This window comes from Duganella alba (assembly GCF_009674495.1).
In the GTDB taxonomy this organism is placed as follows: Bacteria; Pseudomonadota; Gammaproteobacteria; order Burkholderiales; family Burkholderiaceae_D; genus Rugamonas; species Rugamonas alba.
On sequence record NZ_WKJN01000008.1, the window covers coordinates 155,371 to 177,762 of the forward strand.

The 22,392-nt window shown below is 63.8% G+C and carries 20 protein-coding genes; 15 read left to right on the forward strand and 5 right to left on the reverse strand.

What is annotated here, in order from left to right; all coding sequences use genetic code 11:
• Positions 1–81 precede the first annotated feature (81 nt).
• From GJ695_RS10600 to GJ695_RS10620, 5 genes are read left to right on the forward strand one after another with little or no spacing between them, the layout of a single operon-like run.
• Positions 82–1,323: an MFS transporter gene (locus GJ695_RS10600; protein WP_154364478.1), complete on the forward strand. Its 1,242-nt coding sequence runs from the start codon at positions 82–84 to the stop codon at positions 1,321–1,323.
• 10 nt (positions 1,324–1,333) lie between these two features.
• Positions 1,334–2,719 carry a NarK family nitrate/nitrite MFS transporter gene (locus tag GJ695_RS10605; protein WP_154364479.1) on the forward strand — a complete coding sequence of 462 codons (1,386 nt, stop codon included), beginning with the start codon at positions 1,334–1,336 and terminating at the stop codon, positions 2,717–2,719.
• A 13-nt stretch (positions 2,720–2,732) separates the two neighbouring features.
• Positions 2,733–4,133 (forward strand): oxygen-independent coproporphyrinogen III oxidase, encoded by a 1,401-nt coding sequence (gene hemN, locus GJ695_RS10610; protein ID WP_154364481.1) that lies wholly within the window; start codon positions 2,733–2,735, stop codon positions 4,131–4,133.
• Positions 4,134–4,140: 7 nt separating this feature from the next.
• Positions 4,141–4,824 carry a Crp/Fnr family transcriptional regulator gene (locus GJ695_RS10615; RefSeq protein ID WP_154364586.1) on the forward strand — a complete coding sequence of 228 codons (684 nt, stop codon included), beginning with the start codon at positions 4,141–4,143 and terminating at the stop codon, positions 4,822–4,824.
• On the forward strand, positions 4,811–5,461 hold the full coding sequence (locus GJ695_RS10620) for a carbonic anhydrase (RefSeq protein ID WP_154364482.1): 651 nt from the start codon (positions 4,811–4,813) through the stop codon (positions 5,459–5,461). The genes GJ695_RS10615 and GJ695_RS10620 overlap by 14 nt, the downstream gene beginning before the upstream one ends.
• Here GJ695_RS10620 and GJ695_RS10625 read toward each other — a convergent pair.
• Both GJ695_RS10625 and GJ695_RS10630 read right to left on the reverse strand, forming a co-directional pair.
• Positions 5,352–5,618 (reverse strand): DUF3079 domain-containing protein, encoded by a 267-nt coding sequence (locus tag GJ695_RS10625; RefSeq protein ID WP_154364484.1) that lies wholly within the window; start codon positions 5,616–5,618, stop codon positions 5,352–5,354. The genes GJ695_RS10620 and GJ695_RS10625 overlap by 110 nt on opposite strands.
• A gap of 4 nt (positions 5,619–5,622) precedes the next feature.
• Positions 5,623–6,015 carry a hypothetical protein gene (locus tag GJ695_RS10630; protein WP_154364486.1) on the reverse strand — a complete coding sequence of 131 codons (393 nt, stop codon included), beginning with the start codon at positions 6,013–6,015 and terminating at the stop codon, positions 5,623–5,625.
• 197 nt (positions 6,016–6,212) lie between these two features.
• Here GJ695_RS10630 and GJ695_RS10635 point away from each other — a divergent pair, with 197 nt between their 5' ends.
• The 9 genes from GJ695_RS10635 (at position 6,213) to GJ695_RS10675 (ending at position 17,703) form a co-directional block, all read left to right on the forward strand.
• Entirely contained in the window at positions 6,213–6,584 is a 372-nt protein-coding gene (locus GJ695_RS10635; RefSeq protein ID WP_208023430.1) for a hypothetical protein, read from the forward strand.
• Between the two features lie 121 nt (positions 6,585–6,705).
• Positions 6,706–10,404, forward strand: a complete 3,699-nt coding sequence (locus tag GJ695_RS10640; protein ID WP_154364487.1) for a nitrate reductase subunit alpha — start codon at positions 6,706–6,708, stop codon at positions 10,402–10,404.
• Positions 10,401–11,957 carry a nitrate reductase subunit beta gene (gene narH / locus GJ695_RS10645; RefSeq protein WP_154364489.1) on the forward strand — a complete coding sequence of 519 codons (1,557 nt, stop codon included), beginning with the start codon at positions 10,401–10,403 and terminating at the stop codon, positions 11,955–11,957. The genes GJ695_RS10640 and narH overlap by 4 nt, the downstream gene beginning before the upstream one ends.
• Positions 11,950–12,615: a nitrate reductase molybdenum cofactor assembly chaperone gene (gene narJ, locus GJ695_RS10650; protein ID WP_154364490.1), complete on the forward strand. Its 666-nt coding sequence runs from the start codon at positions 11,950–11,952 to the stop codon at positions 12,613–12,615. The genes narH and narJ overlap by 8 nt, the downstream gene beginning before the upstream one ends.
• An 11-nt stretch (positions 12,616–12,626) precedes the next feature.
• Complete coding sequence (gene narI / locus GJ695_RS10655; protein ID WP_154364493.1) at positions 12,627–13,310, forward strand: respiratory nitrate reductase subunit gamma; 684 nt, start codon at positions 12,627–12,629, stop codon at positions 13,308–13,310.
• 10 nt (positions 13,311–13,320) lie between these two features.
• The gene (locus GJ695_RS10660; RefSeq protein WP_154364495.1) at positions 13,321–14,067 is read left to right on the forward strand and encodes a peptidylprolyl isomerase; all 747 of its coding nucleotides are present in this window, start codon (positions 13,321–13,323) and stop codon (positions 14,065–14,067) included.
• A complete protein-coding gene (gene moaA, locus GJ695_RS10665; RefSeq protein ID WP_154364497.1) occupies positions 14,067–15,041 on the forward strand; it encodes a GTP 3',8-cyclase MoaA in 975 nt (324 codons plus the stop codon). Before GJ695_RS10660 ends, moaA begins: the two co-directional genes overlap by 1 nt.
• Positions 15,042–15,071: 30 nt before the next feature.
• A complete protein-coding gene (locus GJ695_RS10670) occupies positions 15,072–17,021 on the forward strand; it encodes a type IV pili methyl-accepting chemotaxis transducer N-terminal domain-containing protein (protein WP_154364498.1) in 1,950 nt (649 codons plus the stop codon).
• Between the two features lie 16 nt (positions 17,022–17,037).
• Positions 17,038–17,703: a response regulator gene (locus tag GJ695_RS10675; RefSeq protein ID WP_154364500.1), complete on the forward strand. Its 666-nt coding sequence runs from the start codon at positions 17,038–17,040 to the stop codon at positions 17,701–17,703.
• Positions 17,704–17,721: 18 nt separating this feature from the next.
• Here GJ695_RS10675 and GJ695_RS10680 read toward each other — a convergent pair whose 3' ends face one another.
• Positions 17,722–17,982, reverse strand: a complete 261-nt coding sequence (locus GJ695_RS10680) for a heavy-metal-associated domain-containing protein (protein WP_154364502.1) — start codon at positions 17,980–17,982, stop codon at positions 17,722–17,724.
• Between the two features lie 168 nt (positions 17,983–18,150).
• Between GJ695_RS10680 and GJ695_RS10685 the strand changes: the two genes are divergently transcribed.
• Positions 18,151–19,335 (forward strand): NnrS family protein, encoded by a 1,185-nt coding sequence (locus tag GJ695_RS10685; RefSeq protein ID WP_154364504.1) that lies wholly within the window; start codon positions 18,151–18,153, stop codon positions 19,333–19,335.
• On the opposite strand, the gene GJ695_RS10690 is transcribed toward GJ695_RS10685, so the two are convergent.
• A complete protein-coding gene (locus tag GJ695_RS10690; protein ID WP_154364505.1) occupies positions 19,332–20,654 on the reverse strand; it encodes a cytochrome c in 1,323 nt (440 codons plus the stop codon). The genes GJ695_RS10685 and GJ695_RS10690 overlap by 4 nt on opposite strands.
• Positions 20,651–22,390 (reverse strand): GMC family oxidoreductase, encoded by a 1,740-nt coding sequence (locus tag GJ695_RS10695; protein ID WP_154364507.1) that lies wholly within the window; start codon positions 22,388–22,390, stop codon positions 20,651–20,653. Before GJ695_RS10695 ends, GJ695_RS10690 begins: the two co-directional genes overlap by 4 nt.
• Between the last annotated feature and the right edge of the window lie 2 nt (positions 22,391–22,392).

Genomic DNA, 22,392 nt, shown 5'->3' on the forward strand with positions numbered 1-22,392 from the left:
TCTAGTCATTTCGGCCTAGGCGGGATATCCGTCATGCCGATTGGCGGCCGTTGCGCCCGCGCGTACCCTGATGTCATCCCTATGTGTATCAGGAGTGGCAAAGTGTCAAACAATAACAAGGCAGTTCAAGTGCTGGTGAGCAGTACGGTCTCGTTCACGATCTGCTTCGCGATCTGGATGATGTTTGCGGTGCTGGGCATCCCGATCAAGAAAATGCTCGGCCTGAACGAAACCGAATTCGGCCTGCTGGCCGCCATGCCGGTGTTGAGCGGATCGCTGGTGCGCGTGCCGCTGGGCATCTGGTGCGACAAATACGGCGGCCGCATCGTGTTCTTCCTGCTGATGCTGGCCACGGTGCCGGGCATCTACCTGATCGGCAAAGCCACCGCCTACTGGCAGTTCCTGGTGCTTGGCTTGTTCGTCGGCCTGGCGGGCGGCTCGTTCTCGGTCGGCACGCCGTATGTGGCGCGCTGGTTTTCGAAAGAGCGCCGCGGCTTGGCGATGGGCATTTTCGGCGCCGGCAACTCCGGTTCGGCGCTGACCAAGTTCGTGGCGCCGGCCATTATCGCGGCCTGGGGCTGGCAGGCGCTGCCCACCGTGTATGCGATCGCCATGCTGGTGACCGCGCTGCTGTTCTGGGTGTTCTCGGCCACCGATCCGTCGCACCAGAGTGGCGCCAGCGTGCCGTTCGCCGAACAAATGAAGGTGCTGAAGGACCGCCGCGTATGGCGCTACTGCCAGTACTACTCGGTGGTGTTCGGCGGTTATGTCGGCCTGGCGCTTTGGATGACCAAATACTACGTCGGTGAATACGGCTTCGACCTGGGCCTGGCCGCCTTGCTGGCCGCCTGCTTCTCGTTGCCGGGCGGCGTGCTGCGCGCGCTGGGCGGCTGGATCTCGGACCGCTACGGCGCCTACAAGGTCACGTGGTGGGTGATGTGGGTATGCTGGATATGTTTCTTCCTGCTGTCCTATCCACCGACCTCGATGACCATCCAGACCACGCGCGGCGACGTGCTGCTGAACCTGGCGTTGTCGCCATGGGTCTTCACTTCGATCCTGTTCGTGGTGGGGACCGCGATGGCGGTGGGTAAAGCCTCGGTCTTCAAATTCATCGCCGACGATTTCAACGACAACATCGGCGCGGTCTCTGGCGTGGTGGGCCTGGCCGGCGGCCTGGGTGGCTTCATCCTGCCGATCATGTTCGGCGCCTTGCTGGACCTGACCGGCGTGCGCTCGAGCGCTTTCATGCTGCTGTATGGCGCGGTGTGCGTGTCGCTGGTGTGGATGCATTACTCGTTCCGCCCTCAATTGACTAAATAAGGAGAACCGTATGAGCAAGTACATGATTAATACGTGGGAGCCAGAGAGCACCGCGTTCTGGGGTAGCGGCGGGCGCAGCACCGCCAACCGCAACCTGTGGATCTCGATTCCCGCACTGGCGCTGGCCTTTGCGATCTGGATGGTGTGGAGCGTGGTGGTGGTCAACCTGCCGGCCATCGGCTTCAAGTACAGCACCAACCAACTGTTCTGGCTGACGGCGCTGCCCGGCCTGTCCGGCGCCACGCTGCGGATTTTTTACTCCTTCATGGTGCCGATCTTCGGCGGCCGCAAATGGACCACCATCTCCACCGCCTCGCTGCTGATTCCCGCCGTCGGCATCGGCTTCGCGGTGCAGGACATCCACACCGGCTACCCGACCATGCTGATCCTGGCGTTGCTGTGCGGCTTCGGCGGCGGTAACTTCGCCTCGTCGATGGCCAACATCAGCTTCTTCTTCCCGAAATCGCAAAAAGGTTATGCGCTGGGCATGAACGCCGGCCTGGGCAACCTGGGCGTGTCGGCGGTGCAGTTCGTGGTGCCGCTGGTGATCACCGCCGGCGTGTTCGGCGCCATCGGCGGCGAGCCGCAAACGGCGGTCAAGGCGGGTGTCGGCTCGACGCTGTGGCTGCAGAACGCCGGTTTTATCTGGGTGCCGTTCATTGTGGTCAGCAGCCTACTGGCGTGGCTCGGCATGAACGACCTGGCGTCGGCGAAGGCGTCGTTCGCCGACCAGGCGGTGATCTTCAAGCGCAAGCACAATTGGCTGATGTGCTGGCTGTACACCGGCACCTTCGGCTCCTTCATCGGCTACTCGGCGGCGTTCCCGCTGTTGATCAAAACCCAGTTTCCGGATGTGAATCCCTTGCAGTACGCCTTCCTCGGCCCGCTCGTGGGTGCGCTGTTCCGCGTCGCGGGCGGCGTCATCGCCGACAAGCTGGGTGGCGCACGCGTCACCGTGTGGACCTTTGCCGGCATGATGGCCGCCGTGTATGGCGTCATCAGCTTCCTGCCACATGGCGAAGCCGCCGGCAATTTCGCCGGGTTCTTCTGGATGTTCATGCTGCTGTTCGCTGGCACCGGCATCGGCAACGCCTCGACCTTCCGCATGATACCGGTGATCTTCCTGACCGAGCGCCAGCGCGCGGCGGCAGGCCGGCCGGAAGCCGTGCAGCAGCAGGCCATCGTCGACGCCAACAAGGAAAGCGCGGCGGTGCTGGGCTTTACCTCTGCGGTGGCGGCCTATGGCGCCTTCTTTATCCCGAAATGCTACGGCACCTCGATTGCCATGACCGGCAGCGTGGATGCGGCGCTGTGGTGCTTCATCGGTTTCTACGCCAGCTGCATCGCCATCACCTGGTGGTGTTACGCCCGCAAGAACGCGGCCATGCCTTGCTAACCGGAGAACGGCCATGATACCGCTGATCCCATCCGTCGAATTCGACGCCGCGCTGGTGCGCAAAATGAACCAGATGGGGCCGCGCTACACCTCGTATCCCACCGCGGATCGCTTCCACAGCGACTTTGGCGCGGAGGACTACCGCGCCGCCGTGGCCCGGCTGGATGCGCTGGGCGAGCGCATGCCGCTGTCGCTGTACGTGCATATTCCATTTTGCGAATCGCTGTGCTACTACTGTGGCTGCAACAAGATCATCACCCAGGACAAGACCAAGTCCGCCGAATACCTCGGCTACCTGGAACGCGAGATGGTTTTGCAGGCTGCGGCACTGGACGGCCGCCGCAAGGTGGACCAGTTGCACTTCGGCGGCGGCACGCCGACTTATCTGAGCGATGCCCAGATGGATGGCCTGCTGGGGCAACTGCGCGCCTACTTCGACTTTGCGCCGGACGAGGAGGGCGAATTCTCGATCGAAGTCGACCCGCGCACGGTCACGCCGGAGCGCATCGCCACGCTGCGCCGGCAGGGATTCAACCGCATCAGCCTTGGCATACAGGACTTCGATCCGGCGGTGCAGCAGGCGGTCAACCGCATTCAGTCGCACCGGCAGACCATGGACGTATTGCAGGCGGCCCGCGCCACCGGCTTCCGCTCCATCAGCGTAGACCTGATCTACGGCCTGCCGCTGCAAAGCGTGGCAAGCTTTGGCCCGACGCTGGACAAGGTGATTGCTGCGCGGCCGGACCGCGTCGCCGTCTACAACTACGCCCACATGCCGCAGCTGTTCAAGGCGCAGCGGCTGATCAAGGCGGAACAGCTTCCGGACCCGGAAATCAAGCTGGCCATGCTTGGCCTGTGCATCGAACGGCTGACGGCAGCCGGGTATGTGTATATCGGCATGGACCATTTTGCGCTACCGGAAGACGACCTGGCGCGCAGCCAGAGCGTGGGGAAATTGCAGCGTAATTTCCAGGGCTATTCCACCCATGCCGATGCGCCGATGGTGGCGCTGGGCGTGTCGGCCATCAGCGCGGTCGGTGCCAGCTACAGTCAGAACGAGAAGACGCTCAGCGCCTACTACCAGCGACTGGATGCGGGCGAGCTGCCGATCGCGCGCGGCATCGCGCTGAACGATGACGACCTGCTGCGCCGCACCGTGATCGGCCGCCTGATGTGCAATTTCATCCTGGACTACGACGACCTGCTATTGCCCGACGGCGTCACCGGTCCGCAGTATTTCGCCGCCGAGCTGGAGCGCCTGCAGGTGCTGGAAGACGACGGCCTGCTGTGCAAAGGCAGCAGGGGCGTGCGGGTGCGGATGCGCGGCCGTCTGCTGATCAGGAACATCTGCATGGCTTTCGACCGCTACCTACACGAAAGACCGCAGGCAGCGCGTTATTCGCGAACCATTTGAGACGATGATGGACAAGCACAAAATCAAGGTGCAGGATTTTCTAGCCAGGGTGGCGCTGTTTAATTCCATGGGCGCGGAAGAGCTGAGCCGCATTGCGCTCGGAACCACCGAGGTGCGCGTGGAGCGCGGCGGCCAGATCTTCCAGCGCGGCGATGCCTGTGTCGGATTTCACCAGGTGATCTACGGCCAGGTCAAACTGTCCTTCACCTCGGTCAGCGGCGTGGAGAAGGTGATTGAGCTGATTGGTCCTGGTCAGAGCTTTGGCGAAGCCCTGATGTTCATGGGCAGTCCCTACATCGTGTCGGCGCAGGCGACCGAGGACACCTTGCTGCTGCACGTGTCCAAGCCGGTGATCTACCGCGAAATCCATCACGACGCGGAATTCGCCTGCAAGATGCTGGCGGGCTTGAGCCAGCGCATGCATTCGCTGATGTGCGACATGGAGTCGTACGCGCTGCGCACCGGCACCCAGCGCGTGGTGGCGTATCTGCTGAAGGAGTTGCCCGAAACGGATGCCACGCACATCACGCTACCCGTCACCAAGGCGGTGCTGGCTTCGCGCCTGAACCTGACCCCGGAGCACTTCTCGCGCATCCTTGCGGAACTGAGCGCCCAACAGCTGATTTCCTTCAAGGGCCGCAAGATCAACATACTTAACACGGAGGCTTTGCGCAATCATGCAGGATATTGAAAAATTCATCAGCGGCTTTAACCGCTTCCAGCAGCAGTACTTCAACGATCATCCGAGCTTGTACGGGAATCTGCGCACCGGCCAGCGACCGGGAACTTTGCTGATCGGCTGCTGCGATTCGCGCGTCGATCCGGTGCTGATGACGGGCAGCGACCCGGGCGACATGTTCGTGGTGCGTAACATCGCCAACCTGGTACCACCCTGTACGCCGACGGCATCCGCCGGCGTCAGCTCGGCGATCGAGTTCGCGGTGTGCGAGCTGGAAGTCGAGCGCGTGATTGTGCTGGGCCATGCGCGCTGCGGCGGTATTCGCGCCCTGATGGCGCCGCATCAGGCGCAGCGTGAAACCGACTTCGTAGGGCAATGGATGCGTATCGCCCTGCCGGTGGCGGAACGGGTGCACCGCGACCTGGCGCATCGCAGCAGCGAGGAGCAGCATCATGCCTGCGAACTGGCCAGCATCCTGCTCTCGCTGGACAACCTGCTGAGTTACCCGTGGCTAAAACGCCGCGTGGACGAGGGCAAACTCAAACTTCACGGCTGGTATTTCGATCTGCAGAGTGGGGCGCTGATGGCGTATTCGGCGCGTCAGCAGCAGTTTCTTCCCCTGGTGTGTCCGCTGCCTTCGGCGCATTGAGACCGAAGGTATCCCAGCCTTCGCCGAAGGTTTCGATCGGGTGCTGGGTGCGGTCGGCGCCATTCCCGCAGATCATGGCGTTGTGCGCGCAATAGCGGTCGCATCCCCAGCAGATCAGTTCCGGCCGCGCCGGATGAATCGGAAAATGCTTGGCCATGACGTCAAGCGTACTGCAAAAGGTCGCCGCTGCGGTCGAAGGCCAGCAGGCGCTCCATCTGGCCGTAGCGGATCGCCTTGATCATCTTGCGCAGCGCGGCGTCGGTCTGTTCGTTGTCCGGCAGCTGGCTGGCGGTGCCGGACAAGGTGGTCACCAGCAGTACATCCCATTCCTTGCCCATGCGCTGCGCTTCGTCGGCCAGGTTTTCGAAGGTATCCAGTTCCGCAACCTGCTTGTCCACGCACATGACCGGCACCAGCGTGGTACGGGGGCGCAGGCCTTGCGCCGCCTCCGATCGCGGCTCCGGTTCGGCGACGGCAAAGGTCAGCAGCAGGCGCTGTTGCCGCGGTTGCAGGGCGGCGGCGATCAGCAGTTCTTCAAAAGTGGCGATGTTCATAACAGTTCCTTTCGGTGGCCGCGCGACGCGGCGGCCCAACCATATGTATAGCGCGCTTCGGCGGCGCTGCCCATGCGCATGAATGACTAGGCGGCCTAGTTCTTTTGCAGTACGCCGAGGTGGCATAAACCTGATCTGCGTCATGGATTTCTGGCGACGCGGCCATGGACAATGGCCGAGCAATGAAAGGAATTCCGATGCGAACTCAATTCGACCGCCGCACCGCCGGAAGATTCGCGGCGGCGCTTGGCGTGCTGACGTTGACCGTGGTGCTGTGCGACGGCTACGGCCGCGAAGGCGGCACTGCCTTGCCGCCAGCCGACGGCTCGTGCAACGTGGTGCAGGCGCAGATCCGCTACGACAGCGGACGCACGCTGCGCTATTGCAGCGTATCGGCCATGTTCACCCAGCTGGTCGCGCTGGAACAACCGGGCCTGGTGCGCGCCGCCCTGGTGCTGGGTGCGGACGGCCGCTGGCTGGACGCCCGCCATGCCGTTTATCCGTATCGTACAGGGCAGCTCAGCTACCGCCAGCTGCTGGACGCCTGCGCCCGCGCCACCTGCGCCTAGTCGTCTAGTCATTTAGGACTAGTCGGGCTACTCCTTCTCACTGCGCCGCGCAGCCGTCTTGCCGATTCCCTCGCGCCGCCGGCCTCCGTAGACTGCTCTCATCGTAGAGTGAGGAGGTAGCATGAGTCATTTTCTGGATCGCCTGAAGTTCTTCAACAAAACCACGTCGACGTTCTCCGACGGCCATGGCGCCGTCGTCAACGAGGACCGTACCTGGGAAAACGCCTATCGCCAGCGCTGGCAGCACGACAAGATCGTGCGCTCCACGCACGGCGTCAACTGCACCGGGTCGTGCAGCTGGAAGGTGTATGTGAAGAATGGTCTGATTACCTGGGAAACCCAGCAAACGGATTATCCGCGCACCCGCCCGGACCTGCCCAACCACGAGCCGCGCGGCTGCCCGCGGGGCGCCAGCTATTCCTGGTACGTGTATTCGGCACAGCGCGTCAAGTATCCGATGGTGCGCGGTCGCCTGATGGAAATGTGGCGCGAGGCGCGCAAGACCATGGATCCTGTCACCGCCTGGGAATACATCAGCCAGGACCCCGAACGCTCGGCGCGTTACAAAACGATCCGCGGCCTGGGCGGCTTCGTGCGCGCCAGTTGGGATGAATCCAACGAGATGATCGCTGCCGCCAACGCGCTGACCATCAAGAAGTATGGGCCGGACCGCATTGTCGGCTTCTCGCCGATTCCCGCCATGTCGATGGTCAGCTACGCCGCCGGCACGCGCTATTTGTCGCTGATTGGCGGCGTGGCGCTGAGCTTCTACGACTGGTACTGCGATCTGCCGCCGGCCAGTCCGCAGGTATGGGGCGAGCAGACCGACGTGCCGGAATCGGCCGACTGGTACAACTCCACCTACCTGATGGTGTGGGGTTCCAACGTGCCGATGACGCGCACGCCGGACGCCCACTTCTACACCGAAGTGCGCTACAAGGGCACCAAGACCGTCGCCGTATCGTCGGACTTCGGCGAGATGGCCAAGTTCGGCGACATCTGGCTGGCGCCGAAACAAGGTACCGATGCCGCGCTGGCGATGGCCATGGGCCACGTGATACTCAACGAATACCACAGCGCGCAGCAGTCGCGGTACTTCAAGGAATACGCCAAGCAGTACACCGATTTTCCGATGCTGGTACTGCTGAAGGACCACAACGGCACGCTGGCGCCGGACTACTTCCTGCGCGCTTCGCACCTGGCAGACAACCTGGATGAAACCAATAATCCGGAGTGGAAGACCCTGGCGATCGACGAAGTCAGCGGCCGCATCGTCGCGCCGGCCGGTTCCATCGGCTTCCGCTGGGGCGAGTCGGGCAAGTGGAATCTGGAGATGAAGGAGGGCGGCAACAGCGCGCCCGTCGATCCGCAGCTGTCCTTGCTGGGCTGCGGCGACGATGTGGTGCCGGTCGGCTTCCCTTACTTCGGCGGCAAGGACGCCAGCGATATGCTACTGCGGAACGTGCCGGTCAAGCGCCTGGTGCTGGGCGACGGCACCACCGCGCTGGTGGCCACCGTGTTCGACCTGACAATGGCCAACTACGGCATCGACCGTGGCCTCGGCGGCGGCAACGTCGCCACCAGCTACGAGGACGACGTGCCGTACACGCCGGCCTGGCAGGAGAAGCACACCGGCGTCAAGGCGGCCGACGTCATCACCGTCGCGCGCCAGTTCGCCGAGAACGCCGACAAAACGCGTGGCAAGAGCATGGTCATCGTCGGCGCGGCGCTGAACCACTGGTATCACATGGACATGACCTATCGCGGCATCATCAACATGCTGATGATGTGCGGCTGCATCGGCCAGTCCGGTGGCGGCTGGGCGCACTATGTGGGCCAGGAGAAGTTGCGCCCGCAGACCGGATGGACGCCGCTGGCCTTCGCGCAGGACTGGAACCGTCCGATGCGCCAGATGAACGGCACGTCCTTCTTCTACAACCACACCAGTCAATGGCGCCACGAAAAGCTGCATACCGAGGAAATCGCGTCGCCGTTCGCCGGCGCCGACGTCGCGCCCATGACGCTGCTGGACTACAACGCCAAGGCCGAGCGCCTCGGCTGGCTGCCGTCGGCGCCGCAGCTGCAAACCAATCCGCTGGAGGTTACGCGCGCCGCCGCGGCGGCAGGAGTCAAGCCGGTCGACTATGCGGTGGAGCAGATCAGGCAGGGCAAGCTGGAATTCTCCTGCGACGATCCGGACAACCCGGCCAACTTCCCGCGCAACATGTTCGTCTGGCGCTCGAATATCCTGGGCAGCTCGGGCAAGGGCCACGAGTACTTCCTGAAATACCTGCTGGGCACCCAGAACGCGCTGATGAGCGACGAGGACAACTGCATCAAGCCCACGCATGTCAAGGTGCGGCCGGCCGCCGAAGGCAAGCTGGATCTGCTGGTGGTGCTGGACTTCCGCATGTCCACCACCTGTTTGTACGGCGATATCGTGCTGCCGACAGCCACCTGGTACGAGAAGGACGACCTGAATACATCGGATATGCATCCGTTCATTCACCCGCTATCGGAAGCCGTGCAGCCGCTGTGGCAATCGCGCTCGGACTGGGAGATCTACAAGGGCATCGCACAGAAGTTCGAGGAAATCGGCGGCGCCTATCTCGGCAAGCAGCAGGACATCGTGCTGACGCCGCTGATGCACGACACCCCTGGTGAACTGGGCCAGCCCTTCGATCCGAAGGACTGGCGTGCCGGCGAGTGCGAACCGGTTCCCGGCAAGACCATGCCCAACTTTACGGTGGTGGAGCGCGACTACACGCAGATCTACCAGAAATTCACCGCCATCGGTCCGCTGCTGGAATCCATCGGCAACGGCGGCAAGGGCATCGGCTGGAAGACCGGTCATGAAGTCGACGTCCTGCGCGGCATCAACCGCACGGTGCTCAAGGAAGGTATCGCCAAGGGCCAACCACGCCTCGACACCGCCATCGACGCGGCCGAGATGATCCTGTCGCTGGCGCCGGAAACCAATGGCCACGTGGCGGTCAAGGCCTGGGAGGCTTTGTCCAAAATCACGGGCCGCGACCACACGCACCTGGCGCTGCCGCGCGAGCACGACACCATCCGCTTCCGCGACGTGCAGGCGCAGCCGCGCAAGATCATCTCGTCGCCGACGTGGTCCGGCCTGGAGTCGGAAGAAGTCAGCTACAACGCCTGCTACACCAACGTGCATGAGCTGATCCCATGGCGCACGCTGACGGGGCGCCAGCAGTTCTACCAGGATCACCGCTGGATGCGCGATTTTGGCGAAGGCTTGTGCGTCTACAAACCGGCCATCAACACCAAGACCACGACGGCGATGCTGGGAGCGACACCCAACGGCAACAAGGAGATCGCGCTGAACTTCATCACGCCGCACCAGAAGTGGGGCATTCACTCCACCTACTCGGACAACCTGCGCATGCTGACGCTGTCGCGCGGCGGGCCGCATGTGTGGCTGTCGGAGGTGGATGCGCAGGCCGCTGGCATCATCGACAACGACTGGATCGAAGTCTTCAACGTCAACGGCACGCTGACCGCCCGCGCCATCGTCAGCCAGCGGGTGCCGGAGGGCATGACGCTGATGTATCACGCGCAGGAAAAAATCATCAACGTGCCGGGATCGGAACAGTCGGGCAAGCGTGGCGGCATCCACAACTCGGTGACGCGCGCCGTCACCAAGCCGACCCACATGATCGGCGGTTATGCGCAGCTGTCGTGGGGCTTCAATTATTACGGCACGGTGGGTTCCAACCGCGATGAATTCGTGTTGGTGCGGAAGATGAACAAGATCGATTGGCTGGAAGGCCCACTGCAAGGAGCAAATGAATGAAGATCAGAGCACAAATCGGCATGGTGCTGAACCTGGACAAATGTATCGGTTGCCACACCTGCTCGGTCACCTGCAAGAACGTGTGGACCAGCCGTGACGGCGTGGAATACGCATGGTTCAACAACGTCGAGACCAAGCCGGGCATCGGTTATCCGAAGCATTGGGAAGACCAGGCAAAGTGGAACGGCGGCTGGCGCCGCACCGATAGCGGCAAGATCGAGCCGCGCCAGGGCAGCCGCCTGAAGATCCTGGCGCAGATCTTCGCCAATCCGAACCTGCCAAACATCGACGAGTACTACGAGCCGTTCACCTACGACTACGAGCGCCTGCAAAATGCGCCGCTGGTGGAGACGCCGCCGACCGCTCGTCCGATTTCTGTCATCACCGGCAAGAAGATGGAGAAGATCGAGTGGGGGCCGAATTGGGAGGATGACCTGGGCGGCGAATTTGCCCAGCGCAGCAAGGACACGCTGTTCGAGAACGTGCAGAAGGAAATGTACGGCACGTTCGAGAACACCTTCATGATGTATCTGCCGCGCCTCTGCGAGCATTGCCTCAACCCCGCCTGCGTCGCATCCTGCCCATCCGGTTCGGTGTACAAGCGCGAAGATGACGGCATTGTGTTGATCGATCAGGACAAGTGCCGTGGATGGCGCATGTGCATTTCCGGTTGCCCGTACAAGAAGATCTACTACAACTGGTCTTCAGGCAAGGCGGAGAAGTGCACCTTCTGCTATCCGCGTATCGAAGCCGGCCAGCCTACCGTTTGCTCGGAGACTTGCGTGGGCCGCATCCGCTACCTCGGCGTGCTGCTGTACGACGCCGACAAGATCGAAGCCGCCGCCTCGGTGGCCGATCCGCGCGACCTGTATCCGTCGCAGTTGGACATGTTCCTCGATCCGCACGATCCCGCAGTGATCGAGGAGGCGCGCCGCCAGGGCATTCCCGACTCGTGGCTGGAATCGGCCAGGCGCTCGCCGGTCTACAAGATGGCGGTCGAGTGGAAGGTGGCGTTCCCGCTGCATCCCGAATACCGCACCTTGCCCATGGTATGGTACATCCCGCCGCTGTCGCCGATCCAGGCCGCCGCCGAATCCGGCCGCATGGGCAGGAACGGCATCCTGCCGGACACGCAAAGCCTGCGCATTCCGGTGCAGTACCTGGCCAACCTGCTGACCGCCGGCGACCAGCCGCCGGTGATCAAGGCGCTGGACCGCATGCTGGCAATGCGCGCCTACATGCGCAGCAAGAGCGTCGACGGCGTGCCGGATCTGGAAGTGCTGAAGCAGGTCGGACTCGACGCGGCAACCGTGGAGGACATGTATCACATCATGGCCATCGCCAATTATGAAGACCGCTTCGTCATCCCGAGCAGTCACAAGGAGATGGCGGAGGACAGCTTCAACGAGAAGGGCAGCTGTGGCTTCACCTTCGGCAATGGTTGCTCGGACGGCGTCAGCGACGCCAGCTTGTTCGGAAAGCGCAAACATGGTTCGGAAATTTTCATGATGATGCCGAAGTCGCGGAAGAAACAGGAGAACGCAGATGTCTAACCGGGGCTATCGAGTGCTGTCGTCACTGTTGCTGTATCCCGAGCCGGAGCTGCTGTCGTCGCAGACGATGCTCAACCAGCTGCTGCTGGAGGAGCTGCCCGATTGGCACACGACGCTGCAGGAACTGTTCGCCCATATTGGCGGCGCACCGCTGATCGATTTGCAGCAGCAGTATGTGATGACGTTCGACCGTAATCCGTCGCATTCCCTGCATCTGTTCGAACATATCCATGGCGAGTCGCGCGACCGTGGCCAGGCGATGGTGGACCTGATGGCCGAATACAGCCGTCACGGCCTGCAAATGGTGGGCGACGACCTGCCGGACTATGTGCCGCTGTTCCTGGAGTTCCTGTCGCAGCAGACAGCGGAAGAAGCGGAGCGCCTGCTGGGTGACGCCATCCACGTGCTGGCGCATATCGGCCGCAAGCTGCGCGCCAACGGCAGCCCGTATGCCTGCATTTTCGAACTGCTGCAAACACAGACGGTGATACAGGCCGAGGAACTGAGCGGCCCACCGGTACGCGACATGGACGAAGCGCTGGAGATCTTCGGTCCCGGTGCGGACGGCATCGAACCGCTGCTGAAATCCACGCCGCTGGCCGGCGGTGCGCATCCGGTCAATTTTTACCCCAAGGCGGCAGCGCCGCAGCGTCACTGAAGGAGAGCGCCATGAACTACCTGAATCAATTCCTGTTCGGGATTTACCCTTACATCGCGCTGGCGATTTTCTTCGTGGGCAGCCTGGTGCGCTTCGACCGCGAGCAGTACACGTGGAAATCCGAATCCAGTCAGACGCTCAACACCGGCATGCTGCGCCTCGGCAGTCCGCTGTTCCACGTCGGCATACTGGGTCTGCTCTTCGGTCACGCGGCTGGCTTGCTGACGCCTGTGTGGGTATGGGATGCGCTGGGCGTCAGCCATACCCTCAAGCAGCTGGTGGCGATGACGGCCGGCGGCGTGATGGGTTCCATGTGCCTGCTGGGTCTCCTGATGCTGTTGGCGCGCCGTTTCAGCAACGGCCGCGTTCGCGCCCAGACCACTTTCAAGGATAGGCTGGTGCTGCTTTGGCTGCTGGCGACCTTGCTGCTTGGTCTGTCGTCGATTCTCGTGTCGGCCGGCCATCTGGATGGTCACATGATGGTGTTGCTGATGACCTGGGCCCAGCACGTCGTGACCTTCCGTGGCGACGCGGCGCTGTTCGTTGAAGGCGCGCCGCTGATCTTCAAGATTCACCTGTTCATGGGCATGTCGTTGTTCGTCATATTCCCGTTCACCCGCCTGGTGCATGTGTGGAGCGGATTCGGTGCGGTGACTTACCTGGCCCGCGCCTATCAACTGGTGCGTTCGCGTTAAGGAGCTGATCATGGGTATTGCAGTCAACGGCGTGGATATCAGCGACAGCGCCATCGAAGCGGAAATCATGCACCATCAACAGGCGGAAAACCCGCTGCGTGAGGCGGTGCACGAAGTGGTGCTGCGCCGCGTGCTGCTGGACGAGGCGGCGCGGCTGGGCATCGCCGGCCAAGGTGAGGACGAGCGTATCGAAGCGCTGTTCGCGTGCGAGGTGACGGTGCCGCAGGCGGATGACGACGCCTGCCTGCGCTACTACATCGGGCAGGCGGAGCGCTTCCGCAGCGGCGACCTGGTGGAGGCGCGTCACATCCTGTTTCAGGTGACGCCAGCGGCGCCGCTGGAGCTGATGCGGCAGACGGCGGAGGCCATCCTCGCAGAGCTTCAGGCGCAGCCCGCGCGCTTCGCCGAACTGGCCGCGCAATATTCCAATTGCCCGTCGGGCGCCATTGGTGGCAGCCTGGGGCAGCTGGCGCGCGGCCAGTGCGTGCCGGAGTTCGACGAGCTGCTGTTCCGCCTGCAGCCGGGCGAACTGTCCGGCCGCCTGCTGGAGACGCGGTTTGGGCTGCACATCGTGCAGGCGCAGCGGCGTGTTGCGGGGGAAGTGATCCCGTTCGCCACCTTGAAGGCGCAGATCGCCGACGAGCTGCAACGCCAGTCGTGGCAGCGTGCCCTGCACCAGTATCTGCACATCCTTGTCGGCCGCGCCGATATCGAGGGTGTGGAGCTGGAAGGCGCCAACTCTCCGCTGGTGCAATAATGCTGAGCGACCGGTTTGGCCGATCGATCGACTATCTCAGGGTGTCGGTCACGGATCGCTGCGATTTGCGCTGTACCTACTGCATGCCCAAGGACTTCAAAGGCTATGAAGATCCGCCTGACTGGCTGAGTTTTGCGGAAATCGAGCGCGTGGTGGCGGCTTTCGCGCGCCTCGGCACCTCGCGCGTGCGGCTCACCGGTGGCGAGCCGCTGACCCGCCGCAATCTGCCACAGTTGGCGTCGCGGCTGTCTTCGCTGCCTGGCGTGGGCGATTTGTCGCTGTCGACCAACGGCACGCGGCTGGCCCGCCATGCCGAAGCCTTACGTGCGGCGGGCATCACCCGCGTCAACGTCAGCCTGGATACGCTGGACCGTGACTGCATGACCACCATCACGGGGCGCGACTGCCTGCCCATCGTGCTGCAAGGCTTGCAGGCCGCGAAGGATGCCGGGCTGGCGCCGGTCAAGATCAACATGGTGGCCATGCGTGGCGTGAACGACGCCGAAATCGACGCCATGGCTGCCTTCTGCATCGAGCAGCAGTTCGTGCTGCGGCTGATCGAAGTCATGCCGATGGGCGAAACGGGCCAGAATACGGCCTACCTGAACCTGGCTCCGATCCAGCTGCGGCTGGCCGCGAAATTCGGGTTGAAGCCGCAGGCGCTGGAACTGGGCGGCGGGCCGGCGCGCTACTGGACCAAGCAGGATGGTATGGCCAGCATCGGCTTTATCACGCCGATGTCGCAGCATTTCTGCGCCACTTGCAACCGTGTGCGGCTGTCGGTGGATGGCACCTTGTATCTGTGCCTTGGCCAGGAAGTGCAATATCCGCTGCGGCCGTTGCTGCGCGGCGGCGCCCCCGATGCGGAACTGGAGCATGCGATACGCGAGGCGGTGGAACTGAAGCCGTCGGAACACGACTTCGGCCGCCAGCCGGAAAAGATCGTCCGCTTCATGTCGCAGACGGGCGGTTAAGCCATCCGTGTATACTGGCGCGGTTACCAAATGGAGAAATCATTGAAACCGGCTCTCTTCGCTAGCTGGCAAAACCTGTCGACACGCATCGTCGGGCTGCTGCTCAGCTTTCTCGCGGTGGCCTTGCTGGTGATTGGCTCGACGCTGCTGCTGTCATGGCAGCTGGAAGGCAGCGCCGCCGCGATTAACGTCGCCGGCAGCCTGCGCATGGAAAGCTACAAGCTGGCGATGCTGGCCGGCCGCGTGGCCAACGGCTCCGATCATGCCGAGGCCGTCGCACGGCTGCGCGCGCAGGTGCAGCGCATTGATGGCACGCTGGCGCTGCTGCAGCAGGGCGATCCGCAACGGCCGCTGTTCCTGCCGCCCACTTCCATCATCCGCAGCGCTTATGGCGAAGTGCAGAAAGAGTGGCGCGAGGCGCTGGCGCCGCAGGCGCAGGCATTCCTGGCGACCGGTCCGGCGCCGTCTGGTGCATCGTATGCGGTGCAGCAGCTTACCGAACGCTTTGTGCAGCGCGTCGACCAACTGGTGCAGCGCATTGAGCGCGACAGCGAAAGCCGCACCCTCTGGTTGCGCGCTTCGCAGCTGACGCTACTGGGCCTTGCATTGATCGGCACCGTCAGCATCATCTACCTGTTGTTCGATATGATCGTGGCGCCGGTCACGCGCCTGCAGGGCGGACTGGAACGCATGCGCGAACAGGATTTTAGCGCGCGCCTTCCTGTCGAGAGCAACGACGAATTTGGCATGCTGGCGCGCGGCTTCAACCAGATGGCCGACAAGCTGCAGGACTCCTACGCCAACCTTGAACAGCGCGTGCAGACCAAGACTTCCGAGCTGGAACACCAGAACCGCGAACTGGCACTGCTGTATGACAGCGCCGCCTTCCTTCAGCAGCCGCAATCGGCGGAGGCCATGTGCAAGGGCTTCCTGCAACGCATCAGCGAATATTTCGGCGCCGACGGCGGTTCCGTGCGCGTGCTGGACCCGAACCGCAACAACCTCCACATGCTGGTTCATCAGGGTATGTCCGAACAGCTGGTGGAGTCGGAACGCTGCCTGAAGGTGGGTGATTGCCTGTGCGGCGAAGCGGTGGTCAGCAAGCTGGCGGTCATTCATGACCTGCGCCGGCACAAGGACAGCCATAACCTGCAATGTCATCGCGAAGGTTTCGCGACGATTTCGATCTTCCACATTTTCGCGCAGCGCCAGTACCTGGGCTTCTTCAATCTGCACTTCCGCAAGACGACCGTGTTCACCTCCGCGCAGACGGCGCTTCTGGAAACGCTTGGGCAACTGCTCGGCACCGCCATCGAAAACCAGCGTCTGCAAGTGCGCGAGCGAGAACTTGCGATCTCGGAGGAACGCAACCTGGTGGCGCAAGGACTGCACGACAGCATCGCGCAAGGCCTCAATTTCCTGAACCTGCAAGTGCAGATGCTGGAACAGTCGCTGAAGCAGAAGCGCTTCGACGAAGTAGACAGCATCGTACCTGCCCTGCGCGCCGGCGTCGATGAAAGCTATCAGGACGTGCGCGAACTGCTGCACAACTTCCGCACGCGGCTGCAGGAGGGGACGCTGGTGTCGTCGCTGGAAACGGTGGTGGACAAATTCCGCCGCCAGAGCGGTATCGCGGTGGACTTCGACGCCGACAGCGACGGCGCGCCATTCCCGCGCGAGCACCAGCTGCAATTGCTGTTCATCGTGCAGGAAGCGCTGTCGAATGTGCGCAAGCACGCCTCGGCCAGCCAAGTGCGCATACGCCTGGCCGATGACCAGGATTTCACGCTCAGCATCAAGGACAATGGCCACGGCTTTGACGTGCGCAAGCTGGAGACGCTGGGCGACGCCCACGTCGGCATCAATATCATGCGCGAGCGCGCACAGCGCATCGACGCGCAGTTGCAGCTGAAGTCAGCGGCGGGCGAGGGCACCGAGGTGGTGCTGCACCTGCCGCGCACCCAGCGCCGCGCCGCATAAACACATAGAGGAAAACATGGATAGCGCAGAAAACCAGATCACCGTGCTGCTGGTCGACGATCACACTCTGTTCCGCAGCGGCATACGCTCGCTGCTGCAACGCAGCCCGGAATTCCTGGTGGTGGGCGAGGCGGCCGACGGCTTTGAAGGCGTCAAGCGCGCACAGCAGCTCAAGCCGCAGGTGGTGCTGCTGGACCTGAACATGCCCGGCATGTCGGGCGTGGAGACCTTGCAGCTGATGCTGCAGGACTGCCCGGACAGCGCGATTGTCATGCTGACCGTGTCCGAGGATGCGGAAGACCTGAGCATCGCGCTGAAGGCCGGCGCCAGCGGCTACCTGCTGAAGAATATCGACACCGATTATCTGACGCGCGCCATTCGCCGCGCGGCCGCCGGCGAGACGGTGGTGGCCGAAGCGATGACGGCCAAGCTGGTGGCGCAGTTGCAAAGCGGCTCCGCGCCGCCTGCTGCGTCGGAGCTGGACAAGCTGACTCCGCGCGAGCGCGATATTCTCGACTGCCTGGCGCGGGGCGAGAGCAACAAGGGAATCGCGCGCATTCTGGACGTGGCGGAAAGCACGGTTAAGATTCACGTGCAGAGCGTATTGAAGAAACTGAAACTGACCAGTCGCGTGCAGGCGGCCGTCTTTGCGGTCGAACACCGCAAACAAAACGGCGCCTGAAGCGCCGCTGTTCAACCGTCAGCCACCACAGCAGCCACCGCAACAACCGCCATCTTTCGGCGCTTGGCTCGCCGCCACGGCAGGGTAGCCGGCTGCGGCCAGTCCGCGCGCAATGGTGCGCGGCGACACCAGCGATTCATCCAGCTTCACGCTGGCCAGCCCGTCCCGCAGCGAGACGCGCACGTCACTGACGCCGTCGATATTGGTCAGCAGCTGGGTGATCTTGTCGGCGCATGCTTCGCCCTCCATACCGTCGATATTGAGTACAGTGATTTGCATAGCAGTCCTTTCAGAATAATGAAGCATGGCGCTAGCCTAGCGCAGCATGTCCGCAACTGCGTCACGTATCTGCGATTTTCTTGATCCATGTTATGAATATCGGACGTGCCACTTCACTCACTCGTTGACAGCGCTCACAATAAGGTTCATTACCAAGGAAAGCGAATCATGACACTGCTCCGCATCGACGAACCCACGCGCACGCTGGCCGGCCACCCCCTATGGCGCCTCGGCTTCCGTCCTTTTTACATGGTGGCCGCGATCTTTGCCGCGCTGGCGGTTCCCCTGTGGATGGCGCAGTATTTCGGCGTGCTGCCGCAGGGCCTGCACGTCGGCTTCAACTGGCATATGCACGAGATGGTGTTCGGCATGGCGGCTGCGGTGGTGGTGGGCTTTCTCTACACCGCCGGCTACAACTGGACCGGCTTCTGGACCCCGGTGCGCGGCAGGCTGGCCGCGCTGGTGGCCCTGTGGTTGGCGGGACGCGTGGCGATGCTGGTCGCGCCGCCGCTGGCCGCCGCCGTCATCGACTGGCTGTTCCTGCCCGCCGCCGCCTGGCCGCTGTTTCGCGTGATGCGGAAGGCGAACAACAGGCGCAATTACTTCCTCGTCGGCCTGCTGGGATTGATGGCGCTGGCGAACGGCGTATTCCACGCGATCGCGCTGGGCTGGCTGGCCGTGGCGCCCACCGCGCCGGTACAGGCGGCGATATTGATGATCGTGATGATGGAAGCGGCCATCGGCACGCGCATCATCCCCATGTTCACCCGCAATGGCGCGCCGGGCGCCACGCCGCTGGTGCAACCCAGGCTGGATCGGCTGTCGCTGCTGCTGATCGCCGCCACGGCGGTGAGCTGGGTGGCAGGTCTGCCGGGCTGGCTGTTTGCGCCGGTCGCCCTGGCTGCGGCAGCCCTGGTGCTGGTGCGGCTGTGGCGCTGGCAGGCGCTGCGCACGCTGTCGGTGCCGCTGCTGTGGATCATGCATCTATCCTATGCGTGGATCGCGGCGGGGCTGGTGCTGCTGGCGTTGTCGCGCTGGCAGTGGGTGAGCGCCAGCGCCGGCTTCCATGCGCTGACGGTCGGCTCGATGGCCGGCCTGATACTCGGCATGATCACGCGCACCACGCTGGGCCACACCGGCCGTCCGCTGAAGGCCGGCCGCGCGGAACGCGCGATGTTCATCCTGATCCAGTTGAGCGCAGTAGCGCGCGTGGCCTCGGCGCTTGGCCATGACACGCAGCATGGCCTGCTGCTGATCGCCAGCGCCGTGTGCTGGACCGCCGCCTTCATCGCCTATGCGGTGGTCTACGTGCCGTATCTGTCGCGTGCCCGCGTCGACGGCAAACCGGGCTAAGGTTTGGCTTCCTCGCGCGCCGTCGCCCGGCGCTTGACGTCGGTCGCTGCCACCGGCGCGCCCCGGTTGCCCCAGCTGTCGCGCACGAAGGTGGCGACATCGGCCACCTCCTGGTCGCTCAGGCGCCGCGCGAACGACGGCATGCTGAATTGCGCCGGCGTGCCGGCGGTGCGCGCCGTCGTCATCCCTTCCAGGATGATGCGGATGACGGAGTCGGGCGGCGCGGCCGTCACCACCGGATTGCCGGCCAGCGCCGGGAACACACCTTCGTAGCCCTTGCCGTCCGGGCGATGGCAGGCGGCGCAGTTGTCCAGATAGAGCTGGGCGCCGCGCGCGCTGGCGTCGCCGTTGCGCAGCGACTGGCTGACGGCGGGATCGTAGGCATACGCGCCCTTGCCGCTGGTCGGATCGGTCAGCGACTTGAGGAAGTGCGCCGCCGCCGCCGCATCCTCGGCGCTGAGGAATTGCGTGCTGTTGGCGATCACCTCGTTCATCGAAGCGAAAGCGATGCCGTGGCGGTTGGTGCCGGTGCGCAGGAACTGGGCGATATCCGCCTCGCTCCAGGCGCCGATGGTGGTGCTGTCGCCATTGCGCAGGCTGGGCGCATGCCAGCCGTCGATCATGGCGCCGGACAGGTAGGCAGGTCCGCCGGCTGCGCCCAGTGCGCGCACCTGCAATGCGGGACCGCGCGGCGTGTGACAATCGCCGCAATGGCCCAGGCCTTCGACTATGTAGGCGCCACGCCGCAGCATGGCGTCGTCGGTTTTCAGCTGGAAGGCGCGCGGCTCGGGAGCGAAGGCCAGGCGCCAGATGGTCAGCGGCCAGCGCATCGAGAGCGGGAATGGTATCTCGTTCTCGCGCCGAGGCACGGCGGCCGGCCGTACTTCGCGCGTGAAGTAGGCGTACAGCGCGGCCACGTCTTCGGGCGTGGTGCTGGAATAGGCGCTGTACGGCATGGCCGGATACAGCGTATGGCCGTTGGCGACGCCGTAGCGCAGCGCGCGGTCGAAGTCGGCCAGCGTGTAGTTGCCGATGCCGTGCTGGCGGTCCGGCGTGATGTTGCTGGTGTAGATGGCGCCGATCGGCGTTTCCATGCGCAGGCCGCCGGAATAGGGCGGCTGTCCCTGCACGCTGTGGCAGGCGGCGCAATCGCCAACGCGCGCCAAGTAGGCGCCGCGCGCGATCATTTCGGCGCTGGCGGCCGATGCCTGCGGATGCGCGCCGGCGCGCGCGTCGGACCAGCGGGTGGCGCTGATCACCGTCAGCAGGCCGATGACCACTACCGCACCGGCGCCGATAAAGAGGTTACGTTTGTTCATGCGTGTACCAGTGCTCCGCCGGTTTTCAGGTAAGTGGACCGGATCTTGGCGGCGGCGAAGTAGGTCAGCGCCGCCACCAGGCCGGTCGGGTTGTAGCCGATGTTCTGCGGGAAGGACGAGGCGCCGAACACGAACACATTCGGCACGTCCCAGCATTGCGAATACCGGTTCAGCACACTGTTGGACGGATTGGTGCCGATGATGGCGCCGCCCGTGTTGTGGGTGGACTGGTAGACGCGCACGTCGTAGCTGTCGCCCGGCTTCAGGATGCGCTGCGACATCCGTTGCGGCTTCATGGCGGTGACGATTTCCGCCGCCCGCGCCGAGGTGAAGGCGGTCATCTTGTATTCGTTCGGATGCCAGTCGAAGGTCATGCGCAGCAGCGGCACGCCGTGGGCGTCGCGGTAGGTCGGGTCCAGGTCCAGGTAGCGGTCGCGGTAGGACATGACGGAACCCATGGTGGCGACGGAGCTGGTGTGCGCATAGTGCTTGCGCACGGCGCTTTTCCAGCCGCTGCCCCAGCGCGGCGCGTCCGGCGGCAGGGGCATCTGCACGATGGGCCGGCCGCCGGTGGCGCCGGCGAAGATCATCGCGCCGCCGACGAAGCCATGCTTGCTGTGGTCGAAGTGGTCGGCGTTGTAGTCGTCGATGGCCTGCTGGCCGGCCGCTCCCGCGCCCATGAAGGGATTCATGTTGACGCTCTCGTCGAAGAACGCGGTGGTGCTGCTGACCATCTGGTACGCGTAGTTCTTGCCCACCACGCCCTTGCCGGTGACCGGATCGTAAGGCTTGCCGATGCCGGACAACAGCAGCATGCGCACATTATTCAGCTGGAAGCTGGCCAGCACCACCATCGCCGCCGGCTGGTCGACCTGCTTGCCGTTGGCGTCGATGTAGCGCACGCCGGTGGCCAGCTTGCCGCTGCCGTCGAGCAGGATGCGGGTGACGTAGGCGTTGTGAAGCACCTTGAGATTGTTGCGGCCCTTCAGAATGGGGATGATGGTGGTCTGCGGCGCCGCCTTCGAATACAGGAAGCAGCCGAAGCCCTCGCAGAAGCCGCACAGGTTGCACGGTCCCATGCGCACGCCGTAGGGATTGGTGTAGGCGGCGGTGCTGTTCGCGGCCGGCACGGCGAACGGCTGGTAGCCCAGTTCCCGCGCGGCCTCGGCAAACAGCTGGGAACTGAGGATGGGCGCCAGCGGCTGCTGCGGGAACGGGTTGCTGCGCTTGCCCTCGTAGGGATTGCCGCCGGCGGTGCCGGCCACGCCGGTCACTTTTTCGAAGTGGTCGAAGTACGGTTCCAGCTCCTCGAAGCTGATGCCGTAGTCCTGGATCGTCATGTCGTCCGGGATGAACTTCTTGCCGTAGCGTTCCTCGTACACGCTGCGGATGCGCAGGTCGTTGGGCGAGGCGCGCCACTGCTGGCCGTTCCAGTGCGCGCCGGCGCCGCCGGTGCCGGTGCCGAGGATGAAGGAGCCATACTGGCGATACGGCACGGCGATCTCGCCCGGCTTGTGGCGCACGGTGACGGTTTCGCCGGCCAGCGGCTGCCACAGGTCGCCGCGCACGGCGTATTTCAGTTCATCCGCGATGCGCGGGTAGTCGAAGTCGGTCGCGGTGTCGCGCTCCGGGCCGCGCTCCAGCACCAGCACCGACAGGCCGGCGTCGGTCAGTTCCTTGGCCATGATGGCGCCGGTCCAGCCGTAACCGATGATGACTGCATCTACTGGTTTCATGG

What these genes read in the sequence shown, in the direction of transcription:
- narI (WP_154364493.1), top strand. Translation starts at nt 12,627, where the DNA reads ATGAACTACCTGAATCAATTCCTGTTCGGGATTTACCCTTACATCGCG.
- narH (WP_154364489.1), top strand. Translation starts at nt 10,401, where the DNA reads ATGAAGATCAGAGCACAAATCGGCATGGTGCTGAACCTGGACAAATGT.
- moaA (WP_154364497.1), top strand. Translation starts at nt 14,067, where the DNA reads ATGCTGAGCGACCGGTTTGGCCGATCGATCGACTATCTCAGGGTGTCG.
- GJ695_RS10635 (WP_208023430.1), top strand. Translation starts at nt 6,213, where the DNA reads ATGCGAACTCAATTCGACCGCCGCACCGCCGGAAGATTCGCGGCGGCG.
- GJ695_RS10640 (WP_154364487.1), top strand. Translation starts at nt 6,706, where the DNA reads ATGAGTCATTTTCTGGATCGCCTGAAGTTCTTCAACAAAACCACGTCG.
- GJ695_RS10620 (WP_154364482.1), top strand. Translation starts at nt 4,811, where the DNA reads ATGCAGGATATTGAAAAATTCATCAGCGGCTTTAACCGCTTCCAGCAG.
- GJ695_RS10675 (WP_154364500.1), top strand. Translation starts at nt 17,038, where the DNA reads ATGGATAGCGCAGAAAACCAGATCACCGTGCTGCTGGTCGACGATCAC.
- GJ695_RS10605 (WP_154364479.1), top strand. Translation starts at nt 1,334, where the DNA reads ATGAGCAAGTACATGATTAATACGTGGGAGCCAGAGAGCACCGCGTTC.
- GJ695_RS10670 (WP_154364498.1), top strand. Translation starts at nt 15,072, where the DNA reads ATGGAGAAATCATTGAAACCGGCTCTCTTCGCTAGCTGGCAAAACCTG.
- GJ695_RS10630 (WP_154364486.1), bottom strand. Translation starts at nt 6,015, where the DNA reads ATGAACATCGCCACTTTTGAAGAACTGCTGATCGCCGCCGCCCTGCAA.
- GJ695_RS10685 (WP_154364504.1), top strand. Translation starts at nt 18,151, where the DNA reads ATGACACTGCTCCGCATCGACGAACCCACGCGCACGCTGGCCGGCCAC.
- GJ695_RS10615 (WP_154364586.1), top strand. Translation starts at nt 4,141, where the DNA reads ATGGACAAGCACAAAATCAAGGTGCAGGATTTTCTAGCCAGGGTGGCG.
- hemN (WP_154364481.1), top strand. Translation starts at nt 2,733, where the DNA reads ATGATACCGCTGATCCCATCCGTCGAATTCGACGCCGCGCTGGTGCGC.
- GJ695_RS10680 (WP_154364502.1), bottom strand. Translation starts at nt 17,982, where the DNA reads ATGCAAATCACTGTACTCAATATCGACGGTATGGAGGGCGAAGCATGC.
- GJ695_RS10600 (WP_154364478.1), top strand. Translation starts at nt 82, where the DNA reads ATGTGTATCAGGAGTGGCAAAGTGTCAAACAATAACAAGGCAGTTCAA.
- GJ695_RS10695 (WP_154364507.1), bottom strand. Translation starts at nt 22,390, where the DNA reads ATGAAACCAGTAGATGCAGTCATCATCGGTTACGGCTGGACCGGCGCC.
- GJ695_RS10660 (WP_154364495.1), top strand. Translation starts at nt 13,321, where the DNA reads ATGGGTATTGCAGTCAACGGCGTGGATATCAGCGACAGCGCCATCGAA.
- GJ695_RS10690 (WP_154364505.1), bottom strand. Translation starts at nt 20,654, where the DNA reads ATGAACAAACGTAACCTCTTTATCGGCGCCGGTGCGGTAGTGGTCATC.
- GJ695_RS10625 (WP_154364484.1), bottom strand. Translation starts at nt 5,618, where the DNA reads ATGGCCAAGCATTTTCCGATTCATCCGGCGCGGCCGGAACTGATCTGC.
- narJ (WP_154364490.1), top strand. Translation starts at nt 11,950, where the DNA reads ATGTCTAACCGGGGCTATCGAGTGCTGTCGTCACTGTTGCTGTATCCC.